The organism is Paenibacillus sp. FSL H8-0548 (assembly GCF_038630985.1).
GTDB lineage: Bacteria > Bacillota > Bacilli > Paenibacillales > Paenibacillaceae > Pristimantibacillus.
Genome location: NZ_CP152049.1, coordinates 2767207 through 2792670 on the forward strand (window position 1 = coordinate 2767207; position 25464 = coordinate 2792670).

Consider the following 25464-nt stretch of genomic DNA (forward strand, 5'->3'; position numbering starts at 1 on the left):
CAATAGCTTGCATTATGGTTCCAGAACTGCTGCTGCAAACTTACAGCAACCGAATCGCCATTGAAGAAGATTATCCGGCAATGAAAGATTATATGAACTATTTGAAATCAAAAGAGGTGCATGAAGGGTTAATTTGCCATAGCCTCGGAGACTGGGGCATTGCTCCGCAAACCGGCGGCGATTATATTGAAAACGTAGAGACGGCATTTTATTATGAGTGTTACCGATTAATGGCTAAGTTCGCTGCTGTGCTGGATGCAGCCCGAGCATCCCAGTTATATTCGCTTTGTCGAGATGGGGTGAAGCTGCATATAAGCATTCCGCCTAATACGACTGCGAAAGTCAAGCTGCCGATTCTTTCGTCTACTGGACATGTTCTGAAGAACGGTGCTCCATGTGAATATGAAATGTTACGTGAGAATGGACAGATTTATGGCGTCATAAAGGTTGAGTCCGGAAGTTATCTATTTCATGCTTAATGCATTAAGGTAATATGAAAGTAATCATAAATAACAGATTCAGATAAGAAAATTATTTAGTGGTAGGCACTGACGACGCAGTCAGTGCCTATTTGCTATAGCTAAGGAGGACAACCAGATATTTACTGAACGATTAAAACGAACAGAGCTCAAGGACATGAAGATTAAGCATAAGCTGCTGGCCAGAGAAAACGGTTTATGATTATTTCGAAAATATACGTAAAGAATCGATATTTACAAAATTCAATATAAAATTAACCGGCACAAAATGAACTTGATCTATTTCAGCGTTGTATTTTACATCCAAGAAATATTTCTTTTCTATAATGATACTTATCCAAGTGACACCATGAGAGGAATTGAGCCTATTAGATATGAAAGATAAGTTCATTATGCGAATTGCTGATATGGGGTTCAGAAATAAGCTTATTATTTTGTTCACGTTAATTTCGATTATGCCATTAAGTGTACTAGGATTATTGTCCTATAATCATGCTTCTTATACGGTCCAGGAGAAGGTTTATCAGACGATGTTGGAGAGTCTGTCTCAGATTACTTACAGTATAAATTATTTTATTAGCGATATTGAGCAGTTATCCATGTATATCTATAGCAATGAGGATGTACAACAAGTTTTGTCGGTGGATTCAGACGATCGTTCGGCCAGCAATCGCTATCAGGACGAAAAAAGAATATCAGCAATCATGGAATCATTTGTTGGATTTAAAAACTGGGATATCGAAATTTATATTTTAGGGAAAAATGGAGACCGATTTTTCACGGCAGACGTGCTTCCTAAGCAATATAGGAATATAAACGCGAATTGGGGCTTGTTTCGCAAAGCTCACCTTGCAGGCGGCAACGCAGTATGGGATACCCATTATACACTTAAGAAGCTTTACGATTTTGGCACGGCGCTAGGGAATGGCAGACTGCTTAAAAATATCGATACAGGCGAGTTTTTAGGATTTTTGATCATTGATATTATGGAAACGGATTTAGTCGATAAATATGCCAAAGCGCATCTTGTAGAGAATGGACAAATTTTTTTGCTGGATCAATTCGGAAATGTTATATCAAGCCTGCCAAAGCATCAGATCGGAACAAAGCTCCAAGCTGAATTTCTATCGACAGTGCTGCAAGGGACAAAGGGATATTTCCAATCTAAGAATCAAAAAGGACAGAAAGAGATGATCATTTACGATACTTCTGAGGTTAGTGGCTTCAAGTTGGTTAGTGTCGTTCCTGTCAAGGAAATGATTAAAGAAAGCAGCAGCATAAGAACGTTTACAATCGGGATCTTGATCGTTGGAATTATTTCTTCGGTTGGTTTCGCCTATGTGGTTTCCAATCATATTACCCATCCGCTTCGTAAGCTTCGACTACTCATGAGGCAAGCGGAGAAGGGGGATCTGGATATCTCATTTCCAGTGAAATATAAGGACGAGGTTGGACAATTAGGCCAAAGCTTTAACCGTATGATCGATAGAGTCCAATATTTGATCAAAGAGAATTACGAGAAAATATTGCAGTTGAGGGAGGCAGAGTTAAAAGCAATTCAGGCGCAAATTAATCCTCATTTTCTTTATAATACGCTGGATTCGATTAACTGGATGGCGAGGATTCATAACATTGATGAAATATCGCGAACGGTCATTTCCTTGGGAGAGCTTTTTCGTTACAGCATTCGGAAGGGAAATCAGTTCATTACAGTCAGCGAGGATATGACTCAAATTCAGCACTATTTGGCGATTCAGAAGATTCGATTCAGAGATAAAGTAACGATGGAAGTAGAGGTGGATGATGATGTTTTATCCTTCTATACACTGAAATTGTTAATACAGCCAGTGGTAGAGAATGCGATTGTACATGGTCTGGAAAGAAAGGTGGGACATGGAACATTGCGTATTCGAGGCCAGGCAGCAGGGGGCAAAATTGTATTTGTAATTCAAGATGACGGGATAGGCTTCTCTGCCTATCAGCAAGAAAATCATTCGGTTCAGACAACAATGAGAACAGGAGGGGGAAGCGGAATTGGACTGGATAATTTGAAGAAAAGAATGGAGCTTCAATTCGGTGAGGAAGCTTCCTTTCATATGCAGAGCGAAGTCGGATCAGGCACTACTGTTACCATCAAGATTCCTCAAATCAAACATGCGGGTGATGAAAATGTTCAAGGTAATGATCGTAGACGATGAATGGATTGTGCGCCAAGGATTGAAATTGACGATTCCTTGGATGGATATGCATTGCGAGGTCGTGGCAGAGGCGGACAACGGAATGGATGCGCTAAGGCTTTTTCATGAAGTGCTGCCTGATATCGTACTTACTGATATTCGAATGCCGGGGATGGATGGCTTGTCGCTTATGAAGGAGATTAGAGAAGAACACCCTACGGTTACTGCTATTTTTCTCACAGGGTTCGATGATTTCTCTTACGCCCAGGAAGCGATCAAGCTAGGGGCGTTTGAATTACTATTGAAGCCCTCCGACCCGGAGGAGCTGCGGCGGGTAGTTGGTGAAGCGACTCGGAAAATTACGATACAGAGGCAGCAGATCGATTACAGGAAAAGTCTCGAAAATCATCAAAAAACGAATCAGCCTTTTGTTCTGGAAAAGGTGCTGTACCGCCTGATGATGGATACCGCCTCGATTAAAGAAGTGAATTTACTGTACGAGGCTTTGGAGGGCAGGCTAGAGCTGTTCGATGATTATAGAATTGCCATTCTTGATTATTCGAAAGCTGAAGGGGATAGTACAAGGACGCAGTCCCTCTCACCAGATCGTTCAATCGTTGGCAGCTTGCTTATGCAGCATGCGTTAACTGAAGCGATAGCATTAGATGAGCATTCGTATGCCATTTTACTTAATGAATCCGGCGGATCAAAATGGCGAGCTAGAGTGAAGGAGCTAATGGAGCAGCAGGATGCTGCTGTGACGCTTAGCTTAAGTCATGTGCATCATGGTTTGTTAACACTAGGTCAAGCATATGCAGAGGCCTGTCTGGCACATTTCTATCATGCGTTTCCTGGTCATCCTCCCATTATCGATTATGAAGTGATTCATAACGAGGATCGTTCCTCCCTGGAGTGGAATGAAAGAGAGCTTGTTGAGGCCATGAAGTGGGGAAATGATGAGACTGTCAGGCAGGCCTTGCAGGATTTGTATAAATCAGTGTTGTGGGATCTAGGCGGCAGAGAGATGAAGCAGAAGCAGATTGGCATTCAATTGTTGTTTGTTGTCTACCATTTGTTAAACCTTCATTTTCGGGAAATCGAAGGATTGCCAGAGCTGAAACAAGTGATGGATGAAATTAATGGGAAGCGATCCTACAAAGCAATACTTGAGTGGTTGGAAAATATGGTTACCCAAGTGAATGGCCAATACTTAAGAAGCAAGCTCCCTATTAAAAATGAGATGGAAGAGGTACGGAACTATATTAACACTCATTTTACAGAAGAGCTGAAGATGTATGAGCTGGCTTCCGGACTGCATATGAGTGAAAGCAGCTTCAGCAAGTTGTTTAAGAAGCAATTCGGGATTAGCTTCTTAGATTACATTACAGAATTGCGAATCAATAAGGCGAAGGAACTGCTTCTTGATCCAGAGATTAGAATCGGTGAGGTTGCTCGTATGGTTGGTTATCATGAGACGCGATATTTTAGTCAATTGTTTAAAAAAACGACTGGAGAAACGCAGAAGGTCTTCCGCATGAAGGTTCAAAAGCTGCGATATCGTGCGGAAAAATAACAAACATTTTTGAAAATCTCCTACGTTGTTGGATAGCTCCTGCGGTCTTATAGTAAGGGTGTACTAAAAAACAGCAGGAGGTTGAACATGATTAAATTTAGAAATGCAGCATTGTCAATGGTGGTTGTAATGGGTTTGATGTTATCGGCTTGTGGTACGAGTTCCAACAATGCGGGTACTGGAAAAACGAATAATGCCGGGGGCGCGTCAACGACAAATGAACCGGCTGCTACAGATTCTCCTTCAAATGCGGGAGGAACGGATACAGTTAAACTGAGCGGGAAGGTTGTTATCTACTCACCTAATAATGCGGATATTAACAATCCGATCGTCAAGGAATTTCAAGAAAGAACAGGCGTACAGGTGGAGTTGATCGCCGGAGGCACAGGGGAATTGCTGAAGCGTGTTGAGGCAGAGAAAGATAATCCGCTGGGCGATGTTTTCTTCGGAGGAGATACAGCATCCCTTGGAGCCTTTAGCGACTATTATGAAGCGTACGAAACGAAAGAAAAGGCGAATATCAATCCGGCATACCTGCCTGCAAGTCACTTGTATACGCCGTTTACACTTCTGCCAATGGTCATTATGTACAATAAAGAATTGGTTGCTGCAGGGGAGGAGCCAACGAGCTGGCAAGAATTGCTCGATCCAAAGTGGAAGGGCAAGATCGCTTTCGCAGATCCCGGTAAATCGAGTTCTTCCTTCACGCAATTGGCAACGATGCTGACTGCATTCGGCAAGGAAGATGAGAAGGGCTGGGAATTCGTTCAGAAGCTAGTAGCCAATCTTGACGGCAAACTGCTATCCAGTTCAGGCAGTGTTTATAAAGGCGTAGCCGACAAGGAATTTGCAATCGGCATTACATTGGAGGAAGCAGCACTTCGTTACGTTGAGGGCGGAGCGCCAGTAGGAATTGTGTATCCATCAGAAGGTACCGTTGTAACACCAGATGGGATGGCAGTGATTAAGGGTGCCAAAAATATGGAGAACGCCAAAGCGTTCATCGATTTTGCATCGGGACAAGATGTTCAGGCGCTGCTTCAGGACGAATTTTTCCGCAGATCGGTAAGAACGGATGCAGGAGCGATCTCAGGGTTGCCGGACATAGCCAGCATCAAAACGGTTGATTACGACTACGATTGGGTAACTGCGAACAAGACAGCCATCGGTGAACGATTCATGAAGGTTGTAATGGGTCAATGAAGGTAACGTTTGATCAGGTAACCAAATATTTTGGCCAAGCGGCTGCGGTTAGCGGAGCGGAATTCACCATTAATGATGGTGAGTTCTTCACTCTGTTAGGTCCTAGCGGATGCGGCAAAACAACGCTGCTTCGCATCATTGCCGGATTCTATCAGCAAGATCAAGGCGATCTCTACTTCGGCTCGAAATTAATGAATACGGTCCCTACTCATCAGAGGAATATCGGCATGGTGTTTCAGAACTATGCGATCTTCCCGCATATGTCGGTATTTGATAACGTGGCTTACGGTTTGAAAGCTCGCAAAATAAATAAAACACAGATCGAAAAGAGAGTTATGGAAGCTCTTGAGATGGTTGAGCTGCAGCATTTGCGGGATCGCTCGCCATCGGATATGAGCGGCGGACAACAGCAACGCATAGCATTAGCCAGAGCCGTTGTCATCGAGCCGGAGCTGCTGCTTATGGACGAGCCATTGTCCAACCTTGATGCGAAGCTGAGAGTTAAGATGAGAGCAGATATTAGAGCTTTGCAGAAGCAGCTGAATATTACGACCATCTATGTCACACATGATCAGGAAGAAGCACTGGCGGTATCAGATCGAATTGCGGTAATGAGCCGTGGTGTTATTCAACAGATTGGCTCTCCGCGGGATATCTATTTGAAGCCCGCGAATCAAACCGTAGCAAGCTTCATTGGTACATCGAATTTACTAGAGGGAGTTGTTAAGGAGCATGACCCCTCCACAGGAATAGCGATCGTTCAGTTGGGGAACCAGCTGATCCATATGAAGCTGGCACGAGCTTATGTTGGCAAGGCGTTGTTCTCCATTCGCCCTGAGAGAATACGATTGTTTGACATTATGGGAGGCAATCCAGGGCAGAAATTAAATGGCATTGTGAAGCAGGCGACGTTTCTAGGCGGGAAAATGCATTATGTTGTTGAATCCGAGCATGGACATCTGTTGGAAGTAGAGCAGCAAATGAGCGAGCTGTTTGAGCCTTTCGAGGAACACCAGCGGCTATTCGTGGATCTCCAACTGGAACATGCGGTTCTGTTCGATGGCAAAGGAGAGGAGGTTCTCAACTTTGCTTGACCGTAAGGGAATCCGTTTAGGGCGAAGGAAACTGTTTAGGTTGAAATGGGATGTTTGGTCGGTCGTTACACTGGCTGCCTTTGCGTTTCTTGCATTTTTTGTCGTGTATCCGCTAGTTTCATTATTGCTAAACAGCTTCTATGATCAGACAGGCAAGTTAACATTAGGTAATTATTGGGAATTTATGCGCTTGAAATATTACTATTCGGCCTTGTTTAACAGTTTTAAAATATCAATACTAGCCACTTTGTTTGCAGTATTGATTGGTTTGCCGCTAGCATATTTATCGACTCGATTTCAAATAAGAGGCAAAGGTACTTTGAATATTCTTGTTATTTTGTCTCTGATGTCACCGCCCTTTATTGGAGCTTATTCCTGGATCTTGCTGCTTGGCAATAACGGTGTCATTACAAGACTGCTGCATAGCATCGGTATTCCGTTTACGTCTATTTATGGTTGGCAAGGCATTGTATTCGTGTTTGCATTGCAATTTTATCCGCATATTTATTTATATGTTTCAGGTGCGCTCCGGACAGCCGATTCTTCACTGGAGGAAGCGGCCGAGAGCTTGGGAATGCCAGCCTGGAAAAGGCTGCTCACAGTTACATTGCCACTCGTTCTGCCAACATTATCAGCAGGTACTTTGCTCGTATTTATGGAGTCGTTCGCTGATTTTGGCACGCCGATGCTTCTGGGACAAGGCTATAAGGTCATGCCGGTGCTGGCCTATGAACAGTTCATTAATGAGATGGGCGGCAATATGTCTATGGCAAGCACGGTCAGCGCTTTAATGATTGTGTGTTCGACATTGGTGCTATTTATTCAACGATTCGTGTCTTCCCGCAAAAATTATGCAACATCCGGCATGAGAACTGCAAAGGTTAAACCGCTGTCCAGAAAGAAAAGCTGGTTTTTCACGATCATTGCCTTCGTTCCGGTCAGTATTTCGATTTTGCCGCAAGCTACGGTCATTTATACCTCTTTCTTGGAGAGAAAGGGACCTGTGTTTCATCGGGGCTTCAGCTTGGATAGTTATATCCAAATAGGCTATAAGGTACAGAAGGCGATTACGAATACATTCAGCTTCTCGTTGATGGCTATGGCGGTCATTATTGTCATGGGCGTGTTGATTTCTTATGTGCTTGTAAGAAGGGCATCTCGATTAACCGCATTTCTGGATGGGTTAATTATGGTCCCATACATTATTCCGGGAACGGTGCTTGGTATCAGCCTTATTGTCGCATTCAACAAGCCGCCGATCATTCTTACAGGTACGTGGATCATTCTTGTCATTGCTTATGTAGCTCGCAAAATATCCTACACTGTCCGGTCGAGTGTCGGCATTCTTCAACAGCTGGATCGAAGTGTGGAAGAGGCCTCTATTAGTTTGGGTGTTGCTCCTATGAAGACGTTCTTCAAGACGACGGTCAGACTGATGATTCCAGGGGTGATGTCGGGCGCGATTATAAGCTGGGTTGCTGTAATTAATGAGTTAAGTACCTCTATTGTACTTTACCATGGAGCAACAGCGACGATATCGGTGAGCATTTATAGTGAGGTGTTCAGCTCCAATTACGGCACCGGAGCGGCACTTGCCACAATTTTATCTGTATGTACAATTATTTCACTGATTATCGCCAATTGGCTGTCGAGGGGCTCAAGAACGATCGCGTAAATAACAGGATGAGTGGAGGAGAACCATGGTCTGGAAAAATATAGCAGGGTGGTCGGTTGTGGGCATGGGGGCTTTGGCAAGCTTGCTCATTCTAATATGGCTGCAGCCAATCAGCTCTAGCAGATCCCTCCAGTATATGGTACAGACAGAGGTTTCTCTGACGGCTTGGATTTATAGCAAGCCGGTTGGTGAGCTGTTAGCAGAGTATCAATCCAAGCATCCTGAAGTGAATATTGAAATACGTTCCTTTCGTTCAGAACAACTGCTCTACGAGGAGCTTACGGCAGCTATATCGACGCAGATGCCCCCGCATATGGCAGAGATCGGCGGTGAATTTGGAATAATTGGGTTAGCTGAAACAGGAGGGCTGGCCCCATTTGACGATCAATTATCAAGTGAGGCCATGCTTGCGATTGATTCCAATTACTTGGAAACGTTCAAGTATGACGGACGGTTATGGGCTATGCCTTATGGAGTGGTTGTACCCGTTCTTTACTATAACGAGAATCTAATGCGTCTCAGTGATGCACCTTCTGAGGCGACATCGCTGAGCTGGGAACAGTTGACTTCGTATGGAGTGAAGATGACACAAGATATTAACGGCGATGGGAGTACAGATATATGGGGCTTAGTAGCAGATAACAATGCGCTATGGAATCAGATTCGCTCAATCGGCATGAATGGGGCTGATTCAGCAGCGGATGCCGAATATTTGTTCAGTATGTGGCATGATCTGGTTCATCGCTACAAGATCATGCCTGCACTTGAGCATCATCTGGCTTTAAGCAGCTTTATCGATGGAAAGGCAGGCATGCTGCTGGCGCCATCGGATATTTCGAAGAGGCTAGAAGAATATATTGGCGGCACGTTCGAATTTGGTGTGCTCCCTGTTCCTCATATTGCGCATAATGATGCAACTTCCGCTCGGGTGAGCGGTTTTGTGATGCTGAAGTCTGGTTCAGAGACGGAGCAGAATGTCCGTCATCTCATTTCATACTTACTCCAGCCAGCAATACAGCAGCGTCTGTTCAAGGAAACGTCCAAGCTGCCCATCTTAAAGGAGAGCGTTGAACAAATGATCAGGCAAGGCGATGATTTAACGGAGCGAGATTATGAACTGCTCCGGATAGCAGCTGGAAAGCTGCAGCTTGAGAGAGCAGGAATGACGAGTAAGGCAGGGCGCGAAGTGATTCATAACATCCAATTGCAATTGGAGGGTTCTATAGAAGCATGTATTCCTTGTATGATGCAGACTTATGAGGAATCTTTCATGAGGGGAATGAGGTGAGGGCTGGAATGATTATTGAGAAGCTTACGATCAAAGGAGATGGAGTTTGGAATGAGGATGCTCTTATCATCCAAGAAGAAAGAGGCCTGTTCGGCGTGTTGGATGGAGCGACTTCGTTTGTACCCTTCCGCGGACCAAATGGAGAGACAGGAGGATTCATGGCCTCACGGCATGTGCAGGAGCAGTTAGAGAGAGTTGAAGGCTGGGAATGGGAACAGCTATCACTGAAGGCTGCGGTACTTCTGGCAAATACAACATTGCGGCAAGCGATGGTTCATCACCAAGTAGATTGCACAATTCCTGAACAGATATGGTCAACCGGCATTGCCGTGATTCGGATCAATGAGCAGAGAATTGATTATGCGCAAGCGGGTGACTGCATGATATTGGGAGTGTATGAATCGGATGAGGTAAGGGTTCTGACGAGGGATCAGGTAGATCATTTGGATCAGCAGACGAGAAGGCGCTGGCAGGAGGCTGTCTCGGAAGGAAGTACCACTAAAGAGCAAAGAATGAGTAAGGAAGCTCCATATATTTTGGGAAACAAAGCGTTAATGAATACTACGGGAGGTTACGGTATTCTGAACGGTCAACCGGAGCTGGTTCATTTTCTCGAATATGGATCGATTAGCCGGAACCGGTTAACTGGATTGATTCTTTTGACAGACGGTATGTTCCCCTTATCAGAAAAGTACGATAGTCATGTGGATTACACTGCGCTGGCTAGGGAGATACAGACAAAGGGACTGGAGCGTTATTCGAAAGAGCTTCTGACATTGGAGAAATCGGATGCGGATTGTATGCTTTACCCGCGTATAAAAACTTCTGATGATAAAACGGCGATTTGGATCAAGTTCTAACAGTTATAAATTGGTATTCCAAAATGGAGGCATGAAGAAAAATGAAATCCACAAGGTTTTCTCAAAAACAGTTATTTGCTTGTACGATGTCATTTTTAATCTTTTGGTCGCTACTTACTGCTGCTTTCCCACAATCAATCTCAGCTGCCACGAACGCAAGCGCGAGGCTGACTGGACTTTCCTTGAGTACGGGGACTTTGTCACCGGTCTTCAATCCAGAGCAAACCGTGTACACAGCCCAAATTAGTGAGCAAAATAATACAGTTACGATTACTCCTGTTGCTGAGGAGTCTGGGGCGATAATCGCTGTTTCATTGAATGGTGATCCAGCTGTTAATGTGGTGAGTGGAGCAGCGAGCCTAGGCTTGAATCTGGAAATCGGCAGCAATGTTATTGCTATCAAGGTAACTTCAAGCGATGGCATGGCGATACGTAATTACTCCATAAAGATTACGAAGTTGGCTGTTGTCCTGCAGCAAGGCTTCAACTATATCGGTCAGAAGGATGCTCATGTTAGTGAGGGGTCTCATAAGGCGAAAAATACGGGAGCCCATAATGCTGTTGAAGTAGGGTACTTCGATCCGTCAATGACAGACCGAAAGTTCGGTTTGTTCCAATTTGATGTATCATTGCTTCCTGATGATGCAGCTTTGACGAAGGCGACACTGGATTTGTATCTAGTGGGTACGCGTGTCCGTAGTGGCGATAAGCTGGACAAGTCGTTATTCATTCATGAAATTACAAGTGATTGGGAAGAGGGGACGGGGATTGGGTTCGATGGAACTGTCGGCGCCCCTGGCGTAATTTGGGATACACAGCCTAGTTTCAATGCGGATGCGCTTGATTCCAAGCTGGTTGGAACTGCCCTCAATGAATGGTATTCATGGGAATTGACGGACTTAGCACAAAGCTGGGTGAACGGAAGCGCAAGTAATTTCGGAGTCATTCTGAAGGAGGAGGACAGTCTTAGCGATGAGACAACGATTAAATCGACGAAAGATTTCGCCTCCGCCCAGTTCGAAACATGGGCTCAAAGACCTAAGCTGATTCTTCAGTACACACAACCGCTGACCGGGATTAATCTCGACAGCGAGTCGCTTGCGCTCGGTATAGGTCAGGCGCCAGTATCCTTGTCGACCGCAACCTTCGTTAGACCGCTCAATGCGGCATTGACTGGAGCGCTGGAATGGTCATCTGCCAATACTGAGGTAGCGACAGTAGATGCCAATGGCCTGGTTTCACCTGTAGGAGAAGGGACAACTGAGATTACAGTTAAAGCTACAGGTAATGACGGCAGCTATACGGATAAAGTACAAGTTATCGTAGCACCGCTTGAAGTGGGCGGCGGATTATCGGGACTAAGCATAAAGGGAGCAACGCTGGAGCCCGGATTTGCATCAGAAGTGCTTGACTATGAGGTTCAGGTACCGATTAACACGAAGAAAATAACCGTTACGCCAACAGCAATTGAAGCGAATGCTACGATTTCGATTACGGTTGGAGGGGGAGAAACCCATACTGTCCCAAGCGTAGAATCCAGCTTGCCGATTGAATTGCAGGGAGATCGCACGCTCATACAGATAAAGGTAGAGTCGGCGGAAGCGTCAGATGCTGAGAAAACTGATGATCCTGCTAAGGTATATTCGATTACAGTGAAGCACAGAGATACTGGCGGCAAGGGTGACGACATTATCCGTGAATTTCTTAACCCGAACGGGCGCGCTTTAATTGTTGCCCACCGAGGCAATTGGCTTAATGGATTGCCTGAGAATGGACTGGATTCGATTCGTGAATCGATTGAAGAAGGAGTGGATATGGTCGAGCTGGATATCCGCACCACAAGCGATGGCGTTCCAATTCTTATGCATGACAGCAACGTTAACCGAACAACGAATGGAAGCGGAGAAGTGAATAGCCTTACACTGGCTCAGCTTAAGCAATTATGCCTCAAGAATAGCGATGGCTCCATCAGTAATCCTTGCGAAGAGATTCCAACGCTTGAAGAAGCCATGAAATTAGCTAGAGGCAATATTATGGTGAATTTGGACATTAAGAATGCGGATTGGGATACCATGTGGGACATTCTGGTGAGGACGGATACTTCGGATCATGCCTTATACAAAACCAGCGCCGCTAAAGCTTCAACGGCTAGCTGGATGGCTAAATTCAAGGATTCTGCTGTGCAGCCTCTCTTCATGCAGCTGACATCAGATCCAGCAACAGCGTATGACTTTATGAACCCGAATACGACTCCTTTTACAGTGAATGCTTTCGAGGTGAGCTTCGGGAACGATGACTCTCCGGTCATGGACCCTGCTTTTATTGCTGACATGCACAAACAAGGGGCTAGAATATGGGTAAATACCATCTTCTCTGTACCTGGATTGGTGGGCCGGCATGGGGATTATGCTTTCCTGACAGACCCGACGGCCGGCTTCCCATGGTTGTTGGACCGAGGTGTGGATATGCTCCAGACGGATACGACTGCTCTCCTCATTAAGTATTTGAAGGAAAGAGGAAATGATAATTCTTCTGGCGTGACACAGACCGTTGTTCTGCAGCAAGGATTAGACGGATACGAGGGCACAACAGATACGCAAGTTGTGGAGCTGCCTGTAAATAACGATAATATTAACAATTTCGGCGGCAATACCCAGATTAAGATTGGTCCGCAGCAGGCTGTTTTGCCTGTAATGGAAGGAAACATAGCAGGAAAGATAGCTTCTCTTACTACAACAGGTGCAAGCCCAGCGAGTGAAGGCAAGGATAATCTTATTGATTCATCCCTGAAGAGCAAGTGGCTTACACAGCAAACTACATCTATGATCACTTTTGTAATGAAGGAACCTGCTGTCGTACGTGGTTATGCGATATCATCCGCTAATGACTCTCCCGGCAGAGATCCTAAAAACTGGACATTTGAAGGCTCTAATAACGGCAGCGATTGGGTTATCTTGGACACAAGATCTAATCAGTCCTTCGCAGAACGATTTTTCACGAAAACGTATCAAGGTTTTGCGAATGCAACAGCATATTCACAATATCGGATTAATATCACCGCAAATAGTGGCGATTCGTATTTGCAAATCGCTGAAATTCAGTTATCCGATGGAAGTCTAAATGTTCCGGAAAAGTCTGAAATTAAGGATCATCGTTACGGTCTGTTGAAATTCGATCTCTCATCCATACCATCGGCTGCAAAGGTGATTTCTGCTAAGCTGGGGTTATACTTGGTTGAGGCAGGTACTGCCAATGGCTCTCTCTCAAGTGAAATTGCTGTGCATAAGTTGACTGCGCCTTGGATTGAGGGCAATGGAATTGGCGAAAACGGGAGTGCGATCCCTAGCGGACAGAATTGGGTGAATTGGCTAACGAAACCAGCCTTTGATGCCGCTCCGATTGCAAAAGCTGCGATTGGAATGGAATTATTTAGCTGGAAACAGCTAGAGATAGGCAATTTAGTGAAGGGCTGGCAGGAGGACCGTTCATCCAACTACGGACTACTGCTAAATAATGAAGATCGAACGATTTCATTTGTTTCATCGGAGCATAGCGTAAAGGGCTGGCGTCCCAAGTTAGAGGTGACGTATTCGATTCCGGTCGCTGGAATTTCGGTATCGCCGTCTATGCTTTCACTTGAAGTAGGAGAAAGTTCCAAACTTAATGCAGCAGTGATGCCTGACAATGGTTTGAATCGCGAGGTGTTCTGGAAATCAGACAATGAAGCGGTGGCGCGAGTAGACCACACAGGCGTAGTAACAGCGATCAGCAAAGGAGCGGCTACTATCGTCGCTACAACAGCCGAAGGCGCATATACCGCATCCGTTCCAGTAACGGTAACCCGATCTGGAGTGAGCAATAATCTGACCGATCTGAAGCTCAATGCGGGTGGTCTGATCGAGAGCTTCCATCCGGAAAAAACAGATTACATTGCAGATGTGCCAGAGGTATATAATCATCTCGCGATAACACCGTTCGCCGAGGAAGAAGAAGCGGTTGTGACGATATCAGTTAACGGTGGACAGCCCGTGCTGGCGGTTAGCGGACAGCAAAGTGGTTCTTTCCCGCTTGAAATCGGAGATAATGTCATAATCGTTAACGTATCCACCAATGATGGATCAAATGTCAAATCGTACAAAATGATTGTTCCGAAAGCTGCATTCGCCTTCCAAGAAGGAATTGACGGTTATACGGGAACGGAAGATACTCAGCTGTCCAAAGGTACTGGCGGATCAGGCACTAAATACTATCAGTATAATCTGGGCAGTCAATACGGCTTCGAGGTTGGCTATTATAACCAAACGATTGACGATGAGAAATATGGTTTGGTACGTTTCGATAACCTGCCAATTCCTGAAGGAGCGATCATCAGCGAAGCGAGCCTAAATCTATATCATTACAACCAGCGCAGCACGGCTAGAGCAAGGGATGTGTTCGCGCATCAGGCTACTGCACCATGGATAGAAGGTCGAGGCGGAAGCGGCGATTCCAATGATGGTTCAGTGGCAGAGCCGGGTGAGGCTACATGGGAGAACTATATCACAAACGGTACAAATCCTTTTAATCCGGTTGTAAGCGGACAAGCTAACATTTCAGGAGTACCTCAATGGTATGCATTCGAGATTACAGATATGGTACAGAACTGGACAAATGCTCCAGAAACTAATTATGGCGTCGTGCTTAAGCCGCAGTCCTACCCGAATTCAGACGATCCAACTATGACGGGTACGAAACGATTTTATACAAAGGATTATACAGATTCACAGCTGCGACCTTACTTGCGTGTCGTTTACCAGATGCAGGTTACAGGCATCGCGCTGGATCAATCTGAAATGAATCTTAAATTGGGCGGCAGCGGCGGCAAGCTTACAGCAATTATTAAGCCGTTAAATGCTGTCGACAAGTCGGTAACATGGTCTTCCGATAACGAGGGAGTAGCTATAGTCGATCAGAGTGGATTTGTAACTTCAATCGCTGAGGGGACAGCAACAATTACAGCAACGAATGTAAATGGCCAAACAGCTTATGCGGTGATTACTGTTCGGAAGCTGGGTAACGAAGCAGAACTGACGGGGCTGGAGTTGTCGAGTGGACAGCTGTCATCAGCACTTGCAGCCGGTCAATACGAGTATGATGCCATTATACCGACTAGTATTGATGAAATAAGCTTGACGCCTACAGTTGAACAGGGTACTAAGATTATCGTACGTTCGGGAAGTGGCGCTCAGCAGCAGGTAGAGAGCGGAACACGCAGTCTTCCGATTGCTATTCAAAATGGGATGGATATTACCATTGTCATTACATCTGAGGACGGGCAAACGGAGCGGACTTATACCATTGCAATGATCAAGAAATCGGGTCTAAGTGATATTCAGCTGTCAATTGGCAGCTTATCGACTGCATTTTCTACAGATCAGCTGCAGTATACCGTTAACGTGCCAAGCACAACAAATGATATCCGATTGAAGCCTTATGCCATCAATACAGCAGAGACGATTCGGATCAGCTCCCCAGATGGTCAAGATCAGACGATCTCAAGCGGAAATAGCAGCACTCCGATTGAGCTGATATCGGGCGCGAATATTTTATGGCTGGAAACAAATTCATCCAATAAGGCAGACAGCCGCACTTACACCATCGTTATTAATCGGCAGATTGTCGTTAATCCTGGCCCAGGTCCTTCAAGCCCAGGATCAACGCCGACAGATGCAGCTGGAGAAACGATTAAGCTGGGTGATGAACTTGTCGTAAATATTCCGCTCGAAGATGCAGGTAATCAATGGACACTTAAGAAATGGCCTCAAGAAACAAATACTGCGCCTTATGATTTATTGAGTGCAGTATATTCGATTGAGGCAGAGAATGCTAAGAAAAGCAGCAAGCCTTTGACGATTTCTTTGTCCTTCGATTATTCGAAAGTGAAAGAAGGCCGAGCTTCTGTGTTCCGGTTTGATGAATCGGTTAATCAGTGGGTTGAATTGGGCGGCTATGTACAAGATGGGATCATCACTGTAGCCACCAATACAATAGGCAAATTTGCTGTGTATCTAGTGGACCGTGAACACCCTGCTGCAACTTGGCCGGATGTACGCAATCACTGGGCAGCGAGCACAATCGCCAAAGCGGTTGAGATGGGCATTTTGACTGGTTATCCAGATGGTACTATGCAACCAAATGGTCAGATCACGCGCGTTCAATTCGCTGCGATGTTAGTTCGTGCACGCGGACTAAATGAGACGTTGAATGCTGGTGATTACAAGGATCATTCGGATATTCCGACATGGGCGGAGGGAATTGTCGGTGCAGCGGTTGCTAATGGCATTATTTCCGGTTATTCAGATGGGACACTCCGTCCTAATCAGCTCATTAATCGGGCTGAGATGATTACCATGTTAATGAGAGCTTACGATATTTCCGGGGATCTTAATGGACAATCCGGTTTCAAAGATGTAACTGCGATCCCTGAATGGTCGAAAGCTGCAGTATTCAAAGCAGAGCAGTTAAATATCATTGTAGGGAATCAGGGCAGCTTCAAGCCTGCTGACACAGCAACAAGGGCTGAAGCAGTCACAGTCATCATTCGTATGCTGGAAGCTTAAGAGGTTAAATTAACTTTTCATTTTGGAATATTAGAAAAATACATTGAAAGCACCTCCGCAGAGAGGTGCTTTTATTTTTGTATAGGGAACTAAGGATTCTCCGAATCTGTTGATAAGGATGCTGCGCCGGTAGCCGGAGAACGGAAAACGAAAGCTAACGGAAACCAGAGACGCTAAAGTGCCATTTTTGGTTAGCGTCACATTTTAACGGAAGTGGGAGACGCTATTACGCAGAAATGAAGCGATATCGTGTATATTTGGTACAAATAGAGGCGCGTATTTCCGTTACAATCTTGAAACGACATATAAAGGCGATTTAGCGTCTGTGGTTTCCGTTAGAAGTCTGAGCTGACGCATCAGCGATGTGCAATCACCTGTAAGGGTGATTTTGTTCTTGTATAGGAATAGAGGCCTGGGTTTCCGTTAGAAGTCTGAGCTGACGCGTTTGCGATTTCCAATCACCCGTAGGGGGCTGGTTAAAATTTGTTAATCAGTATTTTCTCAATAAAATTAAAGTGTTTGTAAAGCTTCTTATTTGGCCCAATTATGCATTGATTAATTGGCAAGCAGTTTGTATGATATGTGAGACAACATAAAAGCAATATAAACAACATGAAAGCTACGTAAAACAGTTGAAACTAAGTGAAAAACATGTGAGGTGTGGTACAATTTGAATGTGAATGAGGGATATGTTTGGGGAATAGTACGCTCGTAAAGTCTGATTTCACTCGCGAGATGAAAGGATTAGTCGTTCCATCCGTGCTGCAAATGCTTGTTGGCAATTCGTTCTCGTTAGTTAATATGCTTATGGTGACCAGCTTGGGAGATGGGGCAGTCGCTGTAACTGCCGCAGCGGGTAGAATCAGCTTCATTCTATCAATGATCCTTACCGCAATCTATGGGATGACCACTTATATGACCCAATACTATGGCAAACAACAGTATTCGCTTATGCGGGCAACATTCGGCTTTATGCTGCTGGCGGGAATCGGTACAAGTCTTCTAGCGTTTGTTGCTGTGTGGTCTTGGAAGGAGCCGATTCTCTATCTATTTATTAAGGATGCTGAATTACTGCCGCTTGGTGTGCAGTACGTTGCGATTATGGCTTTTGTTTTTCTAATTAGTGCGATTAGAGATGCTTATGCGCAGGCGCTTGGATCTATAGGGAAGGTTAAGATCACGTTGTATGTCGGCCTATGTGCAATGGCAGTCAATATTATATTGGACTATGGCCTGATATATGGAAGGCTGGGCTTGCCTAAGCTTGGTGTTGCAGGAGCCGCGTGGGGAACATTAATCGCTTCGGGTATAAGTTTGTTGTTTTTGTTTGTTTTCATTTATAGTAAATCGTATTATTTAAATATTGGATTTCGAGAGCTTTTCAGTTTCCCGCTGAAGCTGCGCAAGCAGGTGGTGAGAACGATAACGCCGCTCGTATTCCACGAAGGCATGTGGGCGATTGGCAATATGCTGTATGCCGTAGCTTTCGGATCATTAGGTATCGCGGCATTGACTACATTCCAGCTTGCAAATACGCTGCAGGGATATTTTATGATGGGAATTCACGGATTTGCTTATGCTGCTAAGGTAATGATCGGTCAAAAGCTGGGACAGGACAAGCATGAGCAGGCGCTGGATTATTCTCAGAGATTTACTCGCATTTCGGTTATTGCTGGTATAATCATTAGTATTGTCATAATTATGATTTCTCCGTTTATGTCCTTTGTTTTTCCTCAATTAAGTGGTGAGGTGCACGCTTCTTTAGGAAATGTCTTGCTGCTGCAGGCTTTGGCGATGACCGCATTTTTCTTGAATAATGTGTGGATTGTCGGTATGTTTAGAGCAGGCGGAGATAATTTGTTTACGATGAACATGATTTTAATTACAACATGGGCGATTACATTGCCGGCGGTATTTATTGGCGCATACGTGCTTCATCTGCCGCTGGAATGGGTTTACGCCATATTTTTATGTGAAGAGATTAGCAAGGCTTTGATCGGGTATAAACGTTATCGCTCTCAGAAATGGATGCGGAATTTGGTTGGGAATATGGCTGACTCGCCATCAACGGCTGCATCTTTATAGTTTCTGGGTGCTTGAGAATAGTAGCGATGAACAATAGGAGGGTTTGCGATGTCACTCGCGGGCGAAGAAAGAAAGCTGAATATTATGAACTTGCTGAACGAGCATGGGAAGGTTATTGCGAGCGACCTGGCGCGTATGTTCGAGGTTACAACCGAGACGATTCGTAGAGATTTGGATGATCTAGAGAAGGAAAATAAGCTTAAGAAAGTGTATGGCGGCGCAATCAAGCTGAAGGTTGAGGTAGAGCCCACATTGTTTGAAAGAGCCTGTGTTAATCAAGAGGCGAAGGAGAAAATTGGGTATCTTGCTTTTACGCTAATCGAAGATTATGACGTGATTTTTATAGATGAAGGTACAACACCGCTTCAAATTATCCCGTTTCTCTCTCAGAAACAGCAGGTTACCGTTTTGACGAGCTCGATCTCCGCATTAATGGCTTTGATTGAGCTCAAGAAACGAGAGCAATTCGATGGTCGAATGATTATGCTTGGCGGTGAAGTGAATGTGAAGCATCTTCGTGTAACAGGAGCGATTGCGGAAGCGAATATGTCGGATATTTTTGTGAATAAAGCATTTGTAACCGTTGACGCCTTATCGATTGAGCATGGATTCACGAGCTATGATTATGAGAAGGCGTCGCTTACCCGCAAATGGATTCAGCAGTCGGAAACCTCTATTATTTTGGCGGATTCATCGAAATGGAACAAGCGGTCTATGGTGAAAATATGTGACTTTCAAAATATCGATATCGTTATTTCGGAATTAGAGCCTCCGGCTGCCTGGAAAACTCAGCTGGAAGAGTCGAATACGAGATGGATGATGCCAACAGAATAGTTAAGCATAATGTTTGAATCAGGCAAGGTGAAACGTCTGTCGCCGTCCTTTCGCGGCGCTGCGCGTTTCATTCTTGAGAAATATAGAGATCGTATGGCCAAATGATAACCTTTCCTATATTTTGAAAAAGCCAGTAGAGAAGCTAAACTTCTCTGCTGGCTTTTTTTCTATGTTGTTTGTTGTTGTGTAAAGATTGTAATCGCTATGTTAAATCTTTCGAATCGCATTGTAATGGTCGTTTTTTCGCAGTAGAATAATGAAAACAACATAAATAAAAGTAAAAGCAGTAGAAAACAAAATGTTGTTTGTGGTCGTTTTTATATCCTTCAGCACATCTTCATTGAAACAGATGACTAAAAATAGGAGTGATGACGATGAAAGACAAAGTGTATTTGGACAGAAGCAAACGGAAGTACAAAGGAAATTTGCATTTGCATACGACTTGGTCGGATGGATCACAAGAGGCAGCGGATGTTGTTTCTGCGTTCAAGGCTAAGGGCTACGATTTCATCAGCATCACGGATCATGATGTATTCGCTCGTACCGCTGCATTTGACACGGAATCATTCACTGTACTGCCGGGCATGGAGAGAGGCGGCTTGAATCTAGTGCCGGATGAAGATCCAGGCTACCACTTTGGCGTGCTGGACGATCCAACGATCAAGTCGGAGAAAGAAAGATTCGATCATTTGCAAACATTCGAGGTTCCGATTCCTTGGGAGGGACAACAATCTCCGCAGAAGCTGATTGATGAAATGAAGGCGCATGGAAATCTCGTGATATTCAATCACCCCGAATGGCATTTGACACGCTTTGAGGACATGGTTCAGTATGATGGTTTTTTTGCGATTGAAATTTATAATCACGCAACGGAATGGACGACGAGTTCTTCTTATGGAGCGGCTTACTGGGATCATGCGCTGCAGAATGGGAAGCGTGTGTATGGTATTGCTGCTGATGATTCGCACGACCATGATCCAAACTGCAAAATTTCCGAGTATGGGGGAGGCTGGGTTTCTGTCGAAGCGGAGGAGCTTTCGCAGCAAGGCATTATTTCTGCACTAAAGAATGGACAATTTTATTCCAGCTCTGGACCTGAAATTTTTGATTTCCGTGTAGTGGATGGCTTTGTTCATGTCGAGTGCTCACCCTGCCAATACATCATGTTTAAAGCATTTCCGCTGCGTGGACCGTTCCACGTAGAACGGGAAAAGGGGGAGCTACTGACCTCAGGAAGCATGGTAATCCAGAAAGGCATGAATTATATTCGGGTGGAGTGCGTGGATGAGAAAGGTAGAATAGCATGGTCTAATCCGATCTTTGTAGCAGATTTGGCAGAGGAGGATGAGCAATGAGAGATACTATAATTTTAGATGCCGGGCGTCAAAAGTATAAAGGTAATATTCATTCGCATTCCGTTCGCAGTGATGGCGAATATACGGTAGAGCAAATGATAGAAGCCTATCGCTCAAAGGGCTATGATTTTATGTGCTTAAGTGATCATGAAGTCTATTTCCAAAGCGATGCGTATGACACGGAAGAGTTTATTATGTTGGACGGCTATGAAATGGCTTGCGAGATGGAACGTGAAACAACCGGCCAACAATACCATATGCATGGCCTTTTGGATCGGTCGCTGCAGGCAGAGAAGCCCTTTCTACACGATGAGGAGCATGCGAAGCCTAACTATGTGAGCCTGGATACGATCCAGCAGTTGATTGATGAGATGAGAAGCAAAGGGAATCTCGTCATTATGAATCATCCAGAATGGTCTAAAAATCGAGAAGAAGATTTGCTAAAGCTTGAGGGCTATGCGGCGATCGAAATCTATAATCACCAATCCGAAATTCAAGAGGCGGTAGGTTACGGCGTATCCTACTGGGACTATGTCCTAAAGCGGGGCAAGCAAGTAAATGCAATTGCGGCAGACGATACTCACGGCGGTCCTACTGATATGGCAGTGTCCGAATTTTATGGCGGCTGGATTACTGTAGAGAGCGAGCGATTAGAGCAGCAGGCGATTATTGATGCTATGAAAGCAGGCCAGTATTACAGCTCCAATGGTCCGATGATTTATGGTCTTCGCATTGAAAACGACAGGCTTAAGGTCAAATGCTCTCCTGTGCAAAGTATTCGCTTTATTACCTTTCCAGACAATGGCTTGGCAGAAATGGACCCAACGGGTGAACTCATCACGGATGCTGAATATTTCATTCAAAATGATGAGCAATATGTGCGAGTGGAATGCATAGATGGATCAGGAAAAGTAGCGTGGAGCAATCCGATCTACCCCAAATTCGAAATGCAAGCATCGGAGGAGCTATGAGCAATCCGTATTTATTATTGACGCCAGGTCCCTTATCGACAACTGCAACGGTCAAAGAGGCGATGCAAAAAGATTGGTGTACATGGGATCATGAATATAAAGCAATTGTTGAGCAAATTCGTCAGCAGCTGCTAGAGGTTGGCTGTACATCTAAGGAGCACTATACGACTGTGTTTATGCAGGGCAGCGGCACCTTCGGTGTTGAAGCGACGCTGGGATCTGTCATTCCGAGTGAGGGCAAGCTGCTCATTCTGCAAAACGGCGCCTATGGGAAGCGTATCGAGGAAATAGCAAAGGTGCTCGGTATCCCGCATTTATCCCTTGAATTTGCAGCTAATTTGCCTGTAGATCCACAAGCTGTTGAGAGGAAGCTGATAGAGGACACATCCATTACGCATGTGGCGATGGTCCATTGTGAGACGACGACAGGCATACTGAATCCGCTTGAGGCGGTTGTGGATGTCATTAAGCGAAATCATCGGATTGCAATCATCGATGCGATGAGCAGCTTTGGTGGCATTCCGATCGCAGTAGAGGAGCTGCAAATCGACTTTATAATTAGCAGTGCAAATAAATGCATCCAAGGTGTTCCAGGCTTCAGCTTTATTCTTTGCAAAAGGGATGAGCTCATGAAATGCAAAGGGAGAGCACGCTCATTATCGCTGGATTTGTATGACCAGTGGGAGACGATGGAGAAGGACTCCGGCAAATGGCGGTTCACTTCGCCAACGCATGTCGTACATGCTTTTAAGCAAGCACTAAAGGAATTAGCAGAAGAGGGTGGGGTGGAAGCCCGTCATGCACGATATCGAATCAACCAGCAAATCGTCGTGGAAGGGATGACGCAAGCTGGCTTTAAGGCTTATTTGGAAAGTGAGCTGCAGTCTCCCCTTATTACAACCTTTTTGTATCCAACGCATATTCCTTTTACGTTTGAACACTTTTATAGCTATTTAAAGTTGGCTGGTTATGTCATTTATCCTGGGAAATTAACAGATTTGAATGTGTTTCGCATTGGGAATATGGGAGATGTGCATGCAAAGGATATGGAACGGTTGATTGAGCACATATTACGTTTTGTGGGAGAGAGTAAAGATGAGAATTGAAGGCGTTATATTGGATTGGGCAGGTACTACGGTTGATTATGGCTGCTTTGCGCCGGTGCAGGTGTTTATTCATATTTTTGAGGAAATAGGCATTCCATTAACGATGGAAGAGGTTCGAGCTCCTATGGGTCAGTTGAAGCGGGACCATATTCAGTCGCTGCTGCAAATGCCAAGAATAGAAGCTGCTTTTCAAAAGAAATTCGGCCGCAGCTATACGGAGACTGATATTGATGAGCTTCATGAGCGTTTTGAGCCTAGGCTGATGGCTATTCTCTCGGAATTCGGCAAGCCCAATCCATATGTTTTAGAGACCATCGAGCTGTTGAGACAGCAAGGCCTAAAAATCGGAGCGACTACAGGCTATACCACCACAATGCTTTCCATCGTGGCGAAAGCAGCTAAGGAATACGGATATGAACCAGATCATTGGGTAACACCTGATCTAGTTATGGACAAAGGCAGGCCTTATCCTTATATGATTTATGAGAATATGAAGCAGCTTGGCCTGCGCCATCATGCCCAAGTGGTTAAGGTCGGAGATACGATTTCTGACATGCAAGAGGCGAATAGTGCTGGAGTATGGGCGATTGGTATCGTGAAAGGCAGCTCCATGCTTGGTCTTACGGAGGCAGAGGTGCAGCAGTTGTCGCCTGAAGAAGAACGCCAGATCATCGCTGACGTAAGTAAGCGATATATGGAAGCAGGAGCGCATGCCGTTATTGAAGATATGGCTGGGCTGCCTGCGGTAATTGAGCAAATCAATGAACGATTGATGAATAAGGAGCTGCCTTATGGACATCCGCATCAATAGCCGAATAGAAGGAGATATAAACGGAACGGATGCTCGTCAAGCTTGGCAAGACGAGTATCTAAGCGAAGAGACGCTTGCTGTACTGGAACAGGACAGCAAGCTTTTTCTTCATCAGTCGATGTCTACGCCATGCTTAAATGCGATCGTAAGTGCAGAGGGCATATATATTGAGGATCTGGATGGACGCAGAGTGATCGATTTCCATGGAAACAGCGTTCATCAGGTAGGCCACAAAAATGAATATGTGATGAATGCCATTATTAATCAGCTGCAGCAGCTGCCGTTTCTGCCGCGTCGCTATACGAGCCAGATTGCGATTAAGCTAGCGCAGAAGCTAATCGAGCTTGCACCGGGAGATTTGAACAAGGTGTTGTTTGCGCCAGGTGGCACGACTGCTATTGGAATAGCGCTAAAGCTTGCGCGCAGGGCAACGGGCAAGCACAAAACAATTTCAACTTGGGATTCCTTTCATGGCGCAAGCTTGGATGCGATATCAATTGGCGGTGAAGCTGTATTCAGAAGCGGGATTGGACCGCTAATGTCAGGAACAGAGCATATGATGCCTTATAACAACTATCGTTCGATCTTTGGCGAAGGAGAAGCTGCCAACGCCAAAAATCTGGACTATTTATGCTATATGCTGGAGAGGGAGGATGATGTGTGCGCAGTCATTCTCGAGCCGATTCGCAGCACGGATGTACAGATCCCGAGCGTTGCCTATATGCAGCGTCTTCGTCAAATTTGCGATGATTATGGGGTGCTGCTCATACTGGACGAAATACCGACAGCACTCGGCCGTACGGGCAAAATGTTCGTTCACGAGCATTATGATATTGTTCCCGATATCGTCGTCATTGGCAAAGGATTAGGCGGCGGGATTTTCCCAATGGCAGGTATTATAGCCAGAGAGCATCTAGATATTGCGGGAGACATTTCCCTCGGGCATTATACACATGAGAAAAGCGCTGTAGGCTGTGCGGCTGCACTGGCTACCATTGAATACATCGAAAAGGAAAACCTGCTTGAGCATGCGCAAAATATGGAGCTATGGCTGATGGCTCATCTTCAGGAGCTGCAGAGGAAGTATGCCGTAATAGGCGATGTTCGGGTTAAAGGAATGCTGGCGGCAATCGAACTCGTATCAGATCGCGAGACGAAGGAGAAGGAAGTTGCAGGCGCTGAAAAAGTACTCTATGAATGCTTGTCACGAGGACTTAGCTTTAAGGTATCAAGCGGAAATGTCATTACGCTTGTTCCGCCACTAATTACAAGCGTGAAACAGATGGAAGAAGCGATCGCCATTTTGGATCAAGCGCTTGAACAAGTATTTATAAAATGAAATCAGATTTAATAT

16 protein-coding genes are annotated in these 25464 nt (G+C 45.1%); all 16 read left to right on the forward strand.

Annotated features, from left to right (window positions below; translation table 11 throughout):
• The first annotated feature begins 14 nt into the window (after nucleotides 1-14).
• The 16 genes from MHI37_RS11390 (at nucleotide 15) to MHI37_RS11465 (ending at nucleotide 25449) form a co-directional block, all read left to right on the forward strand.
• Nucleotides 15-479, forward strand: coding sequence for a family 78 glycoside hydrolase catalytic domain (locus MHI37_RS11390; protein ID WP_076339646.1), 465 nt, complete (start codon nucleotides 15-17; stop codon nucleotides 477-479).
• Nucleotides 480-853: 374 nt separating this feature from the next.
• Nucleotides 854-2677: a sensor histidine kinase gene (locus MHI37_RS11395; RefSeq protein WP_076339645.1), complete on the forward strand. Its 1824-nt coding sequence runs from the start codon at nucleotides 854-856 to the stop codon at nucleotides 2675-2677.
• Nucleotides 2649-4229, forward strand: coding sequence for a response regulator (locus tag MHI37_RS11400; protein ID WP_076339644.1), 1581 nt, complete (start codon nucleotides 2649-2651; stop codon nucleotides 4227-4229). Before MHI37_RS11395 ends, MHI37_RS11400 begins: the two co-directional genes overlap by 29 nt.
• 87 nt (nucleotides 4230-4316) lie before the next feature.
• Nucleotides 4317-5432 (forward strand): ABC transporter substrate-binding protein, encoded by a 1116-nt coding sequence (locus tag MHI37_RS11405; protein WP_144023810.1) that lies wholly within the window; start codon nucleotides 4317-4319, stop codon nucleotides 5430-5432.
• Nucleotides 5429-6526 (forward strand): ABC transporter ATP-binding protein, encoded by a 1098-nt coding sequence (locus tag MHI37_RS11410; protein ID WP_076339643.1) that lies wholly within the window; start codon nucleotides 5429-5431, stop codon nucleotides 6524-6526. The genes MHI37_RS11405 and MHI37_RS11410 overlap by 4 nt, the downstream gene beginning before the upstream one ends.
• Before the next feature lie 40 nt (nucleotides 6527-6566).
• Nucleotides 6567-8201 carry an iron ABC transporter permease gene (locus MHI37_RS11415; RefSeq protein WP_256710706.1) on the forward strand — a complete coding sequence of 545 codons (1635 nt, stop codon included), beginning with the start codon at nucleotides 6567-6569 and terminating at the stop codon, nucleotides 8199-8201.
• Nucleotides 8202-8226: 25 nt separating this feature from the next.
• Nucleotides 8227-9489: an extracellular solute-binding protein gene (locus MHI37_RS11420; protein ID WP_076339641.1), complete on the forward strand. Its 1263-nt coding sequence runs from the start codon at nucleotides 8227-8229 to the stop codon at nucleotides 9487-9489.
• Nucleotides 9490-9497: 8 nt separating this feature from the next.
• Complete coding sequence (locus tag MHI37_RS11425) at nucleotides 9498-10349, forward strand: protein phosphatase 2C domain-containing protein (protein ID WP_076339640.1); 852 nt, start codon at nucleotides 9498-9500, stop codon at nucleotides 10347-10349.
• Nucleotides 10350-10390: 41 nt separating this feature from the next.
• Complete coding sequence (locus MHI37_RS11430; protein ID WP_076339639.1) at nucleotides 10391-16948, forward strand: DNRLRE domain-containing protein; 6558 nt, start codon at nucleotides 10391-10393, stop codon at nucleotides 16946-16948.
• A gap of 693 nt (nucleotides 16949-17641) precedes the next feature.
• Nucleotides 17642-19033 carry an MATE family efflux transporter gene (locus MHI37_RS11435; RefSeq protein WP_076339983.1) on the forward strand — a complete coding sequence of 464 codons (1392 nt, stop codon included), beginning with the start codon at nucleotides 17642-17644 and terminating at the stop codon, nucleotides 19031-19033.
• Nucleotides 19034-19081: 48 nt separating this feature from the next.
• Nucleotides 19082-19867: a DeoR/GlpR family DNA-binding transcription regulator gene (locus MHI37_RS11440; protein WP_076339982.1), complete on the forward strand. Its 786-nt coding sequence runs from the start codon at nucleotides 19082-19084 to the stop codon at nucleotides 19865-19867.
• Nucleotides 19868-20241: 374 nt separating this feature from the next.
• On the forward strand, nucleotides 20242-21222 hold the full coding sequence (locus tag MHI37_RS11445; RefSeq protein ID WP_076339981.1) for a CehA/McbA family metallohydrolase: 981 nt from the start codon (nucleotides 20242-20244) through the stop codon (nucleotides 21220-21222).
• Nucleotides 21219-22193, forward strand: coding sequence for a CehA/McbA family metallohydrolase (locus MHI37_RS11450; RefSeq protein WP_076339980.1), 975 nt, complete (start codon nucleotides 21219-21221; stop codon nucleotides 22191-22193). The genes MHI37_RS11445 and MHI37_RS11450 overlap by 4 nt, the downstream gene beginning before the upstream one ends.
• The gene (phnW, locus tag MHI37_RS11455; RefSeq protein ID WP_083676591.1) at nucleotides 22190-23299 is read left to right on the forward strand and encodes a 2-aminoethylphosphonate--pyruvate transaminase; all 1110 of its coding nucleotides are present in this window, start codon (nucleotides 22190-22192) and stop codon (nucleotides 23297-23299) included. Before MHI37_RS11450 ends, phnW begins: the two co-directional genes overlap by 4 nt.
• Complete coding sequence (gene phnX, locus MHI37_RS11460; protein WP_076339978.1) at nucleotides 23289-24110, forward strand: phosphonoacetaldehyde hydrolase; 822 nt, start codon at nucleotides 23289-23291, stop codon at nucleotides 24108-24110. Before phnW ends, phnX begins: the two co-directional genes overlap by 11 nt.
• Complete coding sequence (locus tag MHI37_RS11465; RefSeq protein ID WP_076339977.1) at nucleotides 24091-25449, forward strand: aspartate aminotransferase family protein; 1359 nt, start codon at nucleotides 24091-24093, stop codon at nucleotides 25447-25449. The genes phnX and MHI37_RS11465 overlap by 20 nt, the downstream gene beginning before the upstream one ends.
• Nucleotides 25450-25464: the final 15 nt, after the last annotated feature.

Excerpts from the sequence above, each read along its gene's own strand:
- MHI37_RS11390 (WP_076339646.1), top strand. The coding sequence starts at position 15 with ATGGTTCCAGAACTGCTGCTGCAAACTTACAGCAACCGAATCGCCATT.
- MHI37_RS11395 (WP_076339645.1), top strand. The coding sequence starts at position 854 with ATGAAAGATAAGTTCATTATGCGAATTGCTGATATGGGGTTCAGAAAT.
- MHI37_RS11400 (WP_076339644.1), top strand. The coding sequence starts at position 2,649 with ATGTTCAAGGTAATGATCGTAGACGATGAATGGATTGTGCGCCAAGGA.
- MHI37_RS11405 (WP_144023810.1), top strand. The coding sequence starts at position 4,317 with ATGATTAAATTTAGAAATGCAGCATTGTCAATGGTGGTTGTAATGGGT.
- MHI37_RS11410 (WP_076339643.1), top strand. The coding sequence starts at position 5,429 with ATGAAGGTAACGTTTGATCAGGTAACCAAATATTTTGGCCAAGCGGCT.
- MHI37_RS11420 (WP_076339641.1), top strand. The coding sequence starts at position 8,227 with ATGGTCTGGAAAAATATAGCAGGGTGGTCGGTTGTGGGCATGGGGGCT.
- MHI37_RS11425 (WP_076339640.1), top strand. The coding sequence starts at position 9,498 with ATGATTATTGAGAAGCTTACGATCAAAGGAGATGGAGTTTGGAATGAG.
- MHI37_RS11430 (WP_076339639.1), top strand. The coding sequence starts at position 10,391 with ATGAAATCCACAAGGTTTTCTCAAAAACAGTTATTTGCTTGTACGATG.
- MHI37_RS11440 (WP_076339982.1), top strand. The coding sequence starts at position 19,082 with ATGTCACTCGCGGGCGAAGAAAGAAAGCTGAATATTATGAACTTGCTG.
- MHI37_RS11445 (WP_076339981.1), top strand. The coding sequence starts at position 20,242 with ATGAAAGACAAAGTGTATTTGGACAGAAGCAAACGGAAGTACAAAGGA.
- MHI37_RS11450 (WP_076339980.1), top strand. The coding sequence starts at position 21,219 with ATGAGAGATACTATAATTTTAGATGCCGGGCGTCAAAAGTATAAAGGT.
- phnW (WP_083676591.1), top strand. The coding sequence starts at position 22,190 with ATGAGCAATCCGTATTTATTATTGACGCCAGGTCCCTTATCGACAACT.
- phnX (WP_076339978.1), top strand. The coding sequence starts at position 23,289 with ATGAGAATTGAAGGCGTTATATTGGATTGGGCAGGTACTACGGTTGAT.
- MHI37_RS11465 (WP_076339977.1), top strand. The coding sequence starts at position 24,091 with ATGGACATCCGCATCAATAGCCGAATAGAAGGAGATATAAACGGAACG.